Origin of the sequence: Spiroplasma endosymbiont of Clivina fossor (assembly GCF_964031115.1) — a bacterium.
Classification (GTDB): Bacteria; Bacillota_I; Bacilli_A; order Mycoplasmatales; family Nriv7; genus Nriv7.
The window spans coordinates 515,148-527,254 of sequence record NZ_OZ035006.1 but is presented as its reverse complement, the minus strand read 5'-3'; the positions used below and the strand labels follow the sequence as shown (position 1 = coordinate 527,254).

At 26.5% G+C, this 12,107-nt stretch carries 18 protein-coding genes; 13 read left to right on the top strand and 5 right to left on the bottom strand.

What is annotated here, in order from left to right:
- Nucleotides 1-54: 54 nt before the first annotated feature.
- Genes gatB through ligA form a run of 4 tightly spaced genes read right to left on the bottom strand, consistent with a single transcriptional unit; the run spans nucleotide 55 to nucleotide 5,294 of the window.
- On the bottom strand, nucleotides 55-1,518 hold the full coding sequence (gene gatB, locus AAHM82_RS03315; protein WP_342264531.1) for an Asp-tRNA(Asn)/Glu-tRNA(Gln) amidotransferase subunit GatB: 1,464 nt from the start codon (nucleotides 1,516-1,518) through the stop codon (nucleotides 55-57).
- Between the two features lie 3 nt (nucleotides 1,519-1,521).
- Nucleotides 1,522-2,985 carry an amidase family protein gene (locus AAHM82_RS03310; RefSeq protein WP_342264530.1) on the bottom strand — a complete coding sequence of 488 codons (1,464 nt, stop codon included), beginning with the start codon at nucleotides 2,983-2,985 and terminating at the stop codon, nucleotides 1,522-1,524.
- A gap of 2 nt (nucleotides 2,986-2,987) precedes the next feature.
- Nucleotides 2,988-3,281 carry an Asp-tRNA(Asn)/Glu-tRNA(Gln) amidotransferase subunit GatC gene (locus AAHM82_RS03305; protein WP_342264529.1) on the bottom strand — a complete coding sequence of 98 codons (294 nt, stop codon included), beginning with the start codon at nucleotides 3,279-3,281 and terminating at the stop codon, nucleotides 2,988-2,990.
- 6 nt (nucleotides 3,282-3,287) lie between these two features.
- Nucleotides 3,288-5,294, bottom strand: coding sequence for an NAD-dependent DNA ligase LigA (gene ligA, locus AAHM82_RS03300; protein ID WP_342264528.1), 2,007 nt, complete (start codon nucleotides 5,292-5,294; stop codon nucleotides 3,288-3,290).
- Nucleotides 5,295-5,905: 611 nt separating this feature from the next.
- On the opposite strand from ligA, the gene AAHM82_RS03295 reads away from it, so the two are divergent.
- The 10 genes from AAHM82_RS03295 to AAHM82_RS13045 all read left to right on the top strand — a co-directional run bounded on the left by AAHM82_RS03295 (nucleotide 5,906) and on the right by AAHM82_RS13045 (nucleotide 9,814).
- On the top strand, nucleotides 5,906-6,232 hold the full coding sequence (locus tag AAHM82_RS03295) for a hypothetical protein (RefSeq protein ID WP_342263948.1): 327 nt from the start codon (nucleotides 5,906-5,908) through the stop codon (nucleotides 6,230-6,232).
- Nucleotides 6,233-6,234: 2 nt separating this feature from the next.
- Complete coding sequence (locus AAHM82_RS03290) at nucleotides 6,235-6,456, top strand: hypothetical protein (RefSeq protein ID WP_215825907.1); 222 nt, start codon at nucleotides 6,235-6,237, stop codon at nucleotides 6,454-6,456.
- Between the two features lie 164 nt (nucleotides 6,457-6,620).
- Entirely contained in the window at nucleotides 6,621-6,851 is a 231-nt protein-coding gene (locus AAHM82_RS03285) for a hypothetical protein (protein ID WP_342264527.1), read from the top strand.
- 131 nt (nucleotides 6,852-6,982) lie between these two features.
- The gene (locus AAHM82_RS03280; protein ID WP_342264526.1) at nucleotides 6,983-7,261 is read left to right on the top strand and encodes a hypothetical protein; all 279 of its coding nucleotides are present in this window, start codon (nucleotides 6,983-6,985) and stop codon (nucleotides 7,259-7,261) included.
- A 24-nt stretch (nucleotides 7,262-7,285) separates the two neighbouring features.
- A complete protein-coding gene (locus AAHM82_RS03275; RefSeq protein ID WP_342264525.1) occupies nucleotides 7,286-7,546 on the top strand; it encodes a hypothetical protein in 261 nt (86 codons plus the stop codon).
- 43 nt (nucleotides 7,547-7,589) lie between these two features.
- Nucleotides 7,590-8,030 (top strand): transposase family protein, encoded by a 441-nt coding sequence (locus AAHM82_RS13060; RefSeq protein WP_342263396.1) that lies wholly within the window; start codon nucleotides 7,590-7,592, stop codon nucleotides 8,028-8,030.
- Complete coding sequence (locus AAHM82_RS13055; RefSeq protein WP_342264845.1) at nucleotides 8,027-8,419, top strand: transposase family protein; 393 nt, start codon at nucleotides 8,027-8,029, stop codon at nucleotides 8,417-8,419. The genes AAHM82_RS13060 and AAHM82_RS13055 overlap by 4 nt, the downstream gene beginning before the upstream one ends.
- A 174-nt stretch (nucleotides 8,420-8,593) precedes the next feature.
- Nucleotides 8,594-8,767: a hypothetical protein gene (locus AAHM82_RS03265; protein WP_342264524.1), complete on the top strand. Its 174-nt coding sequence runs from the start codon at nucleotides 8,594-8,596 to the stop codon at nucleotides 8,765-8,767.
- Between the two features lie 217 nt (nucleotides 8,768-8,984).
- Complete coding sequence (locus AAHM82_RS13050) at nucleotides 8,985-9,425, top strand: transposase family protein (protein ID WP_342263396.1); 441 nt, start codon at nucleotides 8,985-8,987, stop codon at nucleotides 9,423-9,425.
- Nucleotides 9,422-9,814: a transposase family protein gene (locus AAHM82_RS13045; RefSeq protein WP_342264845.1), complete on the top strand. Its 393-nt coding sequence runs from the start codon at nucleotides 9,422-9,424 to the stop codon at nucleotides 9,812-9,814. Before AAHM82_RS13050 ends, AAHM82_RS13045 begins: the two co-directional genes overlap by 4 nt.
- A gap of 144 nt (nucleotides 9,815-9,958) precedes the next feature.
- On the opposite strand, the gene AAHM82_RS03255 is transcribed toward AAHM82_RS13045, so the two are convergent.
- Nucleotides 9,959-10,870: an IS1/IS1595 family N-terminal zinc-binding domain-containing protein gene (locus AAHM82_RS03255; protein WP_342264523.1), complete on the bottom strand. Its 912-nt coding sequence runs from the start codon at nucleotides 10,868-10,870 to the stop codon at nucleotides 9,959-9,961.
- A 128-nt stretch (nucleotides 10,871-10,998) separates the two neighbouring features.
- Between AAHM82_RS03255 and AAHM82_RS03250 the strand changes: the two genes are divergently transcribed.
- From AAHM82_RS03250 to AAHM82_RS03240, 3 genes are read left to right on the top strand one after another with little or no spacing between them, the layout of a single operon-like run.
- Entirely contained in the window at nucleotides 10,999-11,568 is a 570-nt protein-coding gene (locus AAHM82_RS03250; RefSeq protein ID WP_342264522.1) for a hypothetical protein, read from the top strand.
- Between the two features lie 3 nt (nucleotides 11,569-11,571).
- Nucleotides 11,572-11,856, top strand: a complete 285-nt coding sequence (locus AAHM82_RS03245) for a hypothetical protein (RefSeq protein WP_342264521.1) — start codon at nucleotides 11,572-11,574, stop codon at nucleotides 11,854-11,856.
- Nucleotides 11,857-11,858: 2 nt separating this feature from the next.
- A complete protein-coding gene (locus AAHM82_RS03240; protein WP_215826579.1) occupies nucleotides 11,859-12,107 on the top strand; it encodes a hypothetical protein in 249 nt (82 codons plus the stop codon).

The window sequence follows — 12,107 nt, the reverse complement described above, 5'->3', positions numbered from 1 at the left end:
TTTTTTTTTTTGTCATTTTCTGTTCTCCTTCGTTTAAGTATAATTCAGAATGAATTATCGAGACACAGAATTTTGGACAGGCCCGTTTTCAACAATTATTTCTTCAATAATTCTTTGTCCTATTTCAGGATTAACTTGTCCCTTAGTAACTTTCATTAAGTGTCCCATATAAAACTTTAACACTCTTTCAGGACGAGAAGGATAATCTTTCAATATTTGTAAGTTTTCTAAAATAAACGGTTTAATTAAACTCCTAATTATCTTTTCATCATTTATTTGTTGTAAGTTAAGTTGTTTAATACTCTGCACAACACTCATATTATTTTCTAGTAAATGTAATAACAATGTCTTGGCTTGTCTTTGTGATATTTCCTTTCGTTCTAAAATATTAACCATCTGTGCCAAATTAATCGGCGTTAACTGCGTATCTAATAAAGAAGCATCTTTTTGTTTCAAATAAGCACTAATATCACCAATAAGCATATTTAATACCAAACGATAATATTTAGTATGTTCAATTGTCTTTTCAAAAAAATTAGTTAATTCAATATCTTGTAACAAAACATTAACTTCATTAATATGCAAACCATATGTTTCTACATAACGAATTTGTTTTTGTGGATACGATTCTGGACTAGTATTAATAATCTCTTCAATTCAATGTTGTTCTAAAATAATCGGAACTATATTTGGTTCGGGAAAATACTTATAATCAACCGTTGACTCTTTAGAACGCATTAAAATTGTTGTTTTTGTTTTTTCATCAAATCTGCGTGTTTCATTACCCTTTAAAGGCATTCCTTGATTAATTAAATTACTTTGTCGTTTAATTTCAAATTCAATCGCTCTTTTAACATTATTTAAAGAATTTAAATTTTTAACTTCCACGCGTTTAAAAAAATCTTTACTTTCTATCGGTCGTAAAGAAATATTAATATCACAACGAAATGAACCTTCACTCATTTTAGCATTACTAACCCCTAAATGTAATAATGTCTTACGCAATGTTTCAATATAATTAATTGCCGTCTCAACATCATAAATAACAGGTTCACTAACAATCTCAATTAAACCAATTCCAGCCCGATTATAATCTAACAAAGTAATATTATCTAAATGAATTTGTTTAGCGGTATCTTCTTCTAAATGCAACCGCGTAATCAAAATATCTTGTTGCACATTGTTAGTAGTAATCGCTAATTTACCATTACTACCCATTGGATTATTTTGTTGGGTTATTTGATATCCTTTAGGTAAATCCGGATAAAAATAATTCTTACGATCAAATGATAATATTGGATTAATCTTCATATTTAACGCTTGACACGCTCTAATAGCTAATACTACAGCTTGTTTATTAATAGAGGGTAAACTTCCCGGATAACCTAAATCAATTTCATTTACTTGACTATTAGGAATAGGAATACTAGCAAATGTCACCGGACTATTAGAAAACATCTTTGTTTTTGTTTTTAATTCAATATGAATTTCAATGCCAATAACAGGTTGTAATTTCATTATTTATTTTTCCTTTCGATGATGACAAGAATTTTCAAAGTTAATAATTTTTTCAATTCCATAAGCAATATTTAACGCCTTTTGATCAGCAAATGGTAAACAATTAATTGTCATTCCAAATGGCAATTCATTTACTAAACCAATAGGAATTGTAATTGAAGGTGCACCCGAAAAATTAGCTAATAACAACGCATCATTTGTTAAGTTATTAACATCACTTAACTCTAATTTATGATTAATAGTTTTCTCAATTGTCGGAGCATCACCACCAGCTGCTGGCAATAATAGTCCATCATAATTAGTAAAAATTTTTTCAAAATGATCAACAATTTTTCGTCGCACCTTTTTTGCTTGCAAAAATAATTCCTGTTGATTTGCTTGTGCCAAAGCATATGCCCCAATAACATATCTTCTTTTAACTGTCTTTCCCAATACACTACGACTTTTAATCATAATATTTTGATAAGAATCATCATCATTACTAATTCGTTTCCCAAAATTAACTGCTGTTAAATTACTTTGCGAACTAGTAGCTTCCGCAAACGAAATAACCATATAAACTGGTAATAATGCCTTTAATAAATCAAGGGGAAAATCAATATCTTCAATAAGTAAACCATTTTCTTTTAATTTACTAATTACCGAAGATCACAAAACTCCAGTTAATGGTCGCAAACCATCATTAACCGACTTAATAGTTGCCAAACGATATTTTTTAATATCAGCACTAAGATTTTGCAAATAATTTTTTTCCTTTGCTTGTTGACTAGTCAAATCATTCGCATCAAACTTAACTGTCGCATCCATAACAATTGCACAATCACGAACAGTATTAGCAAGTACACCAACAGTATCTAAAGACGGTGCATAGGGAAATAACCCATAGCGAGAAATAAGCCCATAAGTCGGTTTAATACCAACAATCCCTGTATACGATGCTGGTTTTCTAATTGAATCACCCGTATCACTTGCCAAAGCAAACGGAACAACACCCAAAGCAACCAACGCCGCGCTTCCTGATGAACTCCCCCCCGTAATATGATTTTTATTTCACGGATTATAAACAAAACCCGTAAAACTATCCAAACCCGTACCACCCATTCCTAATTCATCAAGCGTTGTTTTAGCAATATTAACAGCTTGATAATCATTAATATCTTTAACTACTTTACTATCAAATGTCGGCACAAAATTTTCCAAAATTTTTGTTCCTCCACTAGTTACAATGTTCTTAGTTGCTAAATTATCTTTAACCGCATAAGGTATAGCAAATAAATAATTATCTTCAGGAATTGGCATTGATTCCAAATGCTTAGCAATCACCATTGCTTCTTCTTCTAATAATTTAACAACACCATTATAATGTTCATATTTTTTTGCCTTAGCAATCGCATCACGAACAATTTTAATCGGTGATGTTTTCTTCTGTAATAATTGTTGATGCAACAATTCAATTGTCATTTTCATCATTATTCAACCACCCTATTAATAACAATATAATCATCTTTTACTTCTCACGCATTTTGCAAAACAAGTGATTGTTCATTAATCATTACATTATCATCTTCGCGTAATAAATGTTGCGAATTTAAAAATGGATAATGCATTGGTTCATAACCTTCTACATCAATTGTCTGTACTAACTTCATTTGTTCTAAAACAACATAAAACTCTTCTGCTAATAACTTATACTCTTCCTCTTCCAACTCTAGCATTAAATTATTAGTAATTTCTTGTAATAATTCCGAAGTAATATTTTCCACTACTACTTACACTCCTTCTTTTAATTGTTCATACTCTGCTACTGTTAAAATTTTAATATTAAATTTTTTAGCACTTTCTAATTTACTGCCAGCATTACTACCAACTAATAAATAATCAGTATTTTTACTAACTGTATTAGTAATACTAGCATTTAATCCTTGTAATTCTTCAACATAATAACTTCTTGGTTTTGCGAATGTTCCCGTAATCACAACTGTTTTATGAAAAAAAGGATTATTTTCATTATCATTTGCTATTGGAAAATATTTCATATTAACACCATAAATTTTTAAATCATTAATTAATTGTAAATTTTCTTGATGTGAAAATCAATCAATCAGACTTTCAATAATGACGGCGCCAATATCATAGATCATTTCTAACTGCTCACTTTTAGCTTTAACTAAATTATCAATATTTTCATAATGTTTTGCTAACTGTAAAGCCGTTTTCTCACCAATATGACGAATTCCTAAACCAAATAACAAATGTTGCAATGACTTCATCTTTGAACGATTAATTGCCTTAATCATATTATTAAATGATTTTTCACCAAAATTATCTAAAGCCATAATATCTTGTTTCCGATTTTCTAATAAATATAAATCACTAACTTTTTTTAATCAACCTAATTGATACAACCGAATAATTATTTTCTCACTAACACCACTAATATCCATTGCTCTTCTTGAACAATAATGTATTAATGAGCGAACAATTCTTTGCGAACAATTAATATTAATACAATACTGATCAACTTCTAAAACAGCATTTTCTAATTTACTATTACAATTTGGACAATATTCAATTAATTTTCAAGGTTCATTTCCTTCTTTTCTTAACTTTAAAACGGGATTAATAACTTCAGGAATAATATCACCAGCTTTTTTAATTAATACAACATCACCAATCCGAATATCACGATTAATAATATAATCAGCATTATGCAATGTTGCTGCCTTAACAACTGTTCCTTGTAAATTTACTGGTTCTAGTTTAGCATTATATGTTATTTTACCCGTTCTTCCAATTGATGCAAAGATATCTAGTAATTTAGTCGTTACCACCATACCCGCATATTTGTATGCTATTGCTCATTTAGGACTTTTACTTGTTTGTCCAATAATATTATATAATGATAAATCATTAATTTTAATTACAATGCCATCAGTATCATAATCTAATTGTTTTCTTTTAATGTCATATTCTTTTATATATTCTCATACTTCAGTAATACTATTGCATAAACGATATTCATTATTAATTGGAAACCCTAAATTTTTTAATGTCACTAAAACTTCCTCTTGGGTTTTCATCCCATTTTCTTGACCATTAACATAATAGTATAAAAAAACTTTTAAATTACGACTTGCTGTAATGTTTGTATCTAATTGGCGTAAACTACCAGCAGCAGCATTACGCGGATTAGCAAATACTAGCATTTTTTCTTTAGAACGCAATTCATTTAAATCATTAAAATCACTTTTAGCTAAAAATACTTCACCACGCACTAACAATTTATTTACTAATTTAATCTTTTGCGGGATATTAGCAATTGTTTTAACATTATCAGTAACATTTTCACCAGTAATACCATCACCTCTAGTGGCTGCTGATATTAAAAAACCATTATCATACTGTAACGAAACCGACAACCCATCAATTTTTAATTCACAAAGATATTCAATACTTTCTTGACCAGTTAAAGATTTTATCTGATTATCAAAATTAATTAAATCCTCTTCCGTAAAAGCATTATTTAAACTTAACATTGGATAATTATGCTGAACCTTATTAAAACCATAAGCTACTTTGCCACTAACAGATTGTGTTGGTGAATTTTTGCTTAAAAACTGCGGAAAATCATTTTCTAATTGTTGTAAATTTCTCATCTTCGCATCATAGTATTCATCACTAACTGATGGTTTATTTTCTAAATAATACTCATTATTTCACTGCTCAATTAATTTTCTTAACCGCAAAATTTCCTTTTTTGCTAATTTTTCATTCATCCGAGCCACCCCATAATATTTCACCATTAAATTATAACATATATTAATTACGACTAATTACTTCATAATTTGATATATTAAACTCTAACTAGTAATAAATAAAAAGTCAATCAATTATGGACGCATAAAGTTTTGTTAGGTGGGAAAATATTTGAATAAGTATTAAGACAGTCAGCAATGATTGTCTTTTTATTTTATAAGGTGTTAAAAGTTTGTTCTTTGAAAATTAAATACAAGTGAATTAATAATGTTGGTATGTATTAAAGCACGATAAATTGTGGGTGGTCGCCATAACCAAAAGAAGTTTACCAGTTAATAGATAACATCCTATTAGCTATAGCAATTTGTTTCATTTTGCAATAAAAAAATGAATGGGTGGATTTCCTAAAAATATACACGCTATTAAATTAGTTCCAAGGGTAGGATGCGGATATTAAAGTGTAAAAATTTCTATATAGGGGTATGCTAAGTTTAAAATTATTAAAATCTTTATCTAATTAAAAAACAAAATTTACTAACAAAGCTTGTTAAACACTTAAATCTGCGATATATAAGTGTTTAAAAAACTAAGTTAACTAACTTAGTTTATATATTAAGAAAGGTAATTTATTATGAAAAACATTGAAAACATTTTCTTAAATACTAAGAGATATCTTTTAAAAGAGACACAAAACGCAATGCTTATTAAAGCACCAAAAATTCCGTGATTTAATGAACAAATCGGTATTTGGTTTCCAAAGCGATTTGTTTATAAAGGAAAATATGAAAATTCTATTTGCATCGGAATAATAAAAGATAGTAAATATCAAATAATTTCAATTAATCAAAAAGAAAATGAAACCAAATTAATTAAGGGACAAGAATTATTAAGCTTCTTCATTGCCGAAAAAGAAAACAACAAAAAAGATATAAATTATAACTATTTTAAAGGAGTTTAAAAATGAATATTGCGATTGGATTAATATTTATTATTATCAGCATCATGCTATTAGCATATTTTGCTTATAAAATTTATGCCAAAATAAAAATTAGAATTAAATATAAAAATGCCATTAAAAATAATACGGGTAATTTCACGAAAGACGAAAAAGTATTTATTGCCCGCTTTGAGGAATGAGTTAAAGCTCCTAATTCAAAAGAAAATAACGCGGATAAAAAATAATGTTTTGAAAAATTATCATGGAATTCTTAGAACTGTTTATTCCGATAGAAAAAATGCCTGCACAAGTTGCGTTTATTGCCGGATTAATTATTATCATTACTTTTCTTTTCGCCTTAATTTCAATTATGTATTTACCAATAAAAATGATTTTTGGGAGATAAAAAATGACAGTAAATTTAAAAGAATTTAATTGAGAACAAATTAAACAAACCTTCTGAGATTTATTTATTCAAATTACAACTATTCCGGCTCATATTAGTGGTGGTAAAGAAATTGATTTAACCCTAGAAACACTTTGACTTTTAATAGCAAACATTGCTTTTTGATTCTTAACAACGATTATGGTGTGATTTATTCTAATGTTACTTTGAAAAACCATATCAGTATTTAGATAGAGACAAAAGTAATGTCAAGAAGTTACATTGTGATGCATTCACAAAGAAATTCAAAATTAATTAGGAAAAAAATACAATCGTGTTAAGGTTAATCGTGGTTTTAACAAATTTAAGAAAAATTTTGAATATAAATGATGAATGTTTTAAAAAAGAAAGGGGGTGATTATATGATTGGAACTTTCTTAACAGAAGCACCAGCAGTAACAAAAATAACAGCTAGTGACGCAATGACTAAATTATGAAATGCGATTATAACAGCGTTTACTAAAATGTGAGAAATTATTGCTGTTAATATGCCACAAGTCGGTAACTTCTTTGCTGACTACTGAATATTCATTTTTCCATTTATTTTGACAATATTCTTTATTTGCTTTAAAATGTTTGAAAAATTACTTGGAGCAGTACGCTAACAAAAAAATAAAGTGGGATGCAAGATGAAATTTTGCAAATGAATAATAGAAAAAAATAACCATTTTATTGAATTAAATCGCACCTCATTTTTAATTTTATGACATTGAGGAGCAATTTGATATATTTACAACGGTTATTTCAAAAACATTGTAAGCTATTTATTTTTAGCAGGTTGTATTTTAATTTTTCTTTTTAAAATCGGTAATTTAACACAAATTAACAAAGTTATTAACTTCTTAAAAAATTCACCATTAAATATTAGACTTCTTGCAAAATTAATTTAAAATATAATTGAATTGTTGTTTTTAATAAAAAGGTGGAATTTAAATGAAATTTAAAAAAAATAATCAAATAAGTGATAAAAATTTTTTAAGATTAACTGGTATTAAACATACTACTTTTAATAAAATGCTAGAAATTTTAAAAATAGAAGAATTAAAAAAGAGATTTCGTCGCGGAAGAACCAATAAATTATCATTAGAAAATCGTATTTTAATGACTTTAGAATATTGAAGAGAATATAGAACTTATTTTCATATTGCAAAAAGTTATGATATTAGTGAAAGTAGTTGTTATAGAAATATCAAATGAATTGAAGACACTTTAATAAAACACCCTAATTTTCAACAACTTACTGGTCAAAAATCACTATTAAAAGATTATTTCAAAGATAAGACTGTTATAATTGATGTAACTGAAAGCCAAATCCAACGCCCAAAAAAAGACAAAAACAGCACTACTCAGGAAAAAAGAAAAAACACACAATAAAAACACAAGTTATAATTGAAAAAGATAGTAAAAAAATTATTAGTTCTGATTTTTCTTATGGTAAAAACCATGACTTTAAAATTTTAAAAGATTCAAAAATTAAATTTTTACCAGAAACAACTGTTTTAGTGGATTTAGGTTATCAAGGCATACAAAAAATTAATCATAATGTTTTAATTCCTAAAAGAAAATCAAAGAAAAACCCTTTAAATAAAGAAGAAAAGCAAAATAATGAGCGAATTTCAAAAATGAGAATTGTTATTGAAAATGTTTTTGCTATACTTAAAAAATTTAAAATTATTAGTGAAAAATATCGAAATCGTAGAAAAAGATTTGCTTTAAGATTTAATTTAATAGCTTCAATTTATAATTTACAACTATTAGTTTAAATATATTTGATAATTTAAAATTTCAGTCTTTTTTTATTGTAAATAATAATTTTTATTATGTTTTAATGACAAAATATTTGTAAAAATAATCTAAAAATTATTTTAATAACACTTTTATATTTATTTTAAATTTAAAAATTATAATTATCATATTAATTTTGCAAGAAGTCTATTGTGATTGGTTCATTAGGAACTGGAAAAACTGCTTTTCTAGTATATGCATCAAAATTACTAAAAAAGAAGAAATATCATATCGCATCAACCTTTCCATTACTAGAAACCCAAAAATTAAGTTTAGGGCATATGGGATTGTTAGACTTTTTTAATTTTGTCGAAAACTCTTGATAAAATAAAAAAAATCATCAACTTGATAATTTTAAAAGGCTTTTATGTAAAATTACTATTTTTACTTTAACTTTTTTATACATTAAAATATAATACCGCTGTTTGTTGGTTTGGAGTTAAACCCTTATGTTGGTATTTTCATTTTCAGAGATTAGACTTCTTGCAAAATTAATTTAAAATATAATTGAATTGTTGTTTTTAATAAAAAGGTGGAATTTAAATGAAATTTAAAAAAAATAATCAAATAAGTGATAAAAATTTTTTAAGATTAACTGGTATTAAACATACTACTTTTAATAAAATGCTAGAAATTTTAAAAATAGAAGAATTAAAAAAGAGATTTCGTCGCGGAAGAACCAATAAATTATCATTAGAAAATCGTATTTTAATGACTTTAGAATATTGAAGAGAATATAGAACTTATTTTCATATTGCAAAAAGTTATGATATTAGTGAAAGTAGTTGTTATAGAAATATCAAATGAATTGAAGACACTTTAATAAAACACCCTAATTTTCAACAACTTACTGGTCAAAAATCACTATTAAAAGATTATTTCAAAGATAAGACTGTTATAATTGATGTAACTGAAAGCCAAATCCAACGCCCAAAAAAAGACAAAAACAGCACTACTCAGGAAAAAAGAAAAAACACACAATAAAAACACAAGTTATAATTGAAAAAGATAGTAAAAAAATTATTAGTTCTGATTTTTCTTATGGTAAAAACCATGACTTTAAAATTTTAAAAGATTCAAAAATTAAATTTTTACCAGAAACAACTGTTTTAGTGGATTTAGGTTATCAAGGCATACAAAAAATTAATCATAATGTTTTAATTCCTAAAAGAAAATCAAAGAAAAACCCTTTAAATAAAGAAGAAAAGCAAAATAATGAGCGAATTTCAAAAATGAGAATTGTTATTGAAAATGTTTTTGCTATACTTAAAAAATTTAAAATTATTAGTGAAAAATATCGAAATCGTAGAAAAAGATTTGCTTTAAGATTTAATTTAATAGCTTCAATTTATAATTTACAACTATTAGTTTAAATATATTTGATAATTTAAAATTTCAGTCTTTTTTTATTGTAAATAATAATTTTTATTATGTTTTAATGACAAAATATTTGTAAAAATAATCTAAAAATTATTTTAATAACACTTTTATATTTATTTTAAATTTAAAAATTATAATTATCATATTAATTTTGCAAGAAGTCTATTTAAATAATTTTGAATATTAGTAAAACCTAAACCATGATAATGAATTAAGGCTTCTTTAAGACTAGATTGTAATTTACTGATTTTATTTAAGTTACGATAACTAGCTTCAGGATTAATTGTTGTTTTAGTTACACATAAAGTAGAATTTGTTTGTTTTGCTACTAAAAAATATAATTTTTGCATATCAGAAGTAATAATTGAATTTTCGTTAATTAATTCTTTGTTCATATTTTCAATAACTCATTGTTTTTGTAAACGTTTGGTGTTTGTGGATTTAACATAAATATTGTTATTATTATCAATTGCCATTTGAATACAGCATTTAGTATTAGTTGCGAATGGGTCAAGGTGAATTCTTCGTGGATCAGTTTTATATTTGAAATTTCCTTTATGGATTTCTTTAATAAATGTTTCATCGATTTGGATTTTACCAGATAATTTTTTAAATTTTAATTGGGTATTTTCTAATTGTTTTGATTTCATTAATTTTTGACGATTATATCAAGCAGTTTTTAATGTAGTTTTAATAAAACGAAAAATTGTTTTACTAGATTGCCCCAGCAATGAAATTTGAATCAATAAATTTCATTGTTCATAATTTAAATGACTTCAATAAATAAAATGATTACGAAAAGCGTCAAAACTTGCACGGCAATTTTTACATAAATATTTTTGTTTTCCTTCTGAATTATGTCCATTTTTAACGCAATGGTAAGATTCACATTTAGGGCATTTAATACCTTGCGCTCTAAATTTTTGATCAATTTCATTTAACCGTTTTTGTTTTTTTATTAATTCTGCTTGTTGTTTGACTTTTTCATAAAATTCTAAAAATTGATCATCTGTTAAAGTATTTACTAGTTCTTGAATTATTTTTTCCATAATTATTATCCACCTCTATCATATTAAAAATATACCTAAAATTAAGTATATTCAATAAATATCAAGAGTTTTCGACAAAATTAAAATTAGACTTTGATTATCCAGTATTGCCTGACAAAACCTTGCTTTTGTGAGATGAAACCAATTTATTTTTAGAAGGAACCGATTGAGAAAAAAATAATACCAAAAACGAAGAAAGCGGTATTCAAGAATATTTCGCTCTGGCACGGCATTTTGGTCATATTGTGCTTGCTAGCGGTCAGAGAGATAAACATATTTGAGTTAAAGTTCGTGATATTGCCAATAATGTGATTGTTGGCATTCGCAAAAAACCCGTTAATATTTTTCGCCCCTACTTAAAAGTCATCTATGGTACCTTTACTAGTATTGAAGAATATGAACGCTGACGAAACACCTTAATTGATGCTAAAAATAACAAAAAGGGTCGTCGCATTAAATATCGGGATATTCCTGAACTTGATATCTATTTTTTTAAACTAAAAATTCCTCTACCAATACTTAACACTTACAATTCTTTTTACCTGGCGTTTTTAAGAGATTACTTAAATTCAAAAGTAAATTCTGACTATGAAAACAAATACTATACTGACACCGCAATTGATTTAGAAGACTTAGAATACTTAAAAATGGATAAATTTAGCAACTTTTTAAGAAAAATGAAAGAAAAGGAACAATAAAAAATGGCAAATTTCGCAAAAATGGCCGACTTTCTCGCCCAAATGCTTTATAAAGTTTTTGATTTAATTTGAAGTTTGGAAGTACCAGGAACGAATATTCAACTAATATTTCCTCTATTCTTAACGCTGGCCGTAGAATTTCTTATGGCAATTATTCTTGGATTTGGTAGTCAACAAGTTAATTTAGAAAAACAACGCCAATATGCAGTTAAAAATAAAGGTCGTTTAAGTGCCTGAGGAAAAGTTAAAAAACAAGTAAAACCGATAAAAACAAAACAAGGTAACTAAAAATGTTTAAACTAATTATTATTTTTATCTTAATAACTGTTCTTGGATTGTTGGCTGGTAGTCATTTTGAAACTTTAACGAACTATATTAGCGAAGGGCTCGCCAATTTCCAAAAGTTTATTACTAGCAATTTAACAATTTTAGAACTATTTAAACCAATGGCCCGGACATTTTCGCAACACCCAATTTTTACCATTCTTGGTGTTACTTGTGTGCTGATTGCTTTATTTATTGTGATTAAAGGACGATAA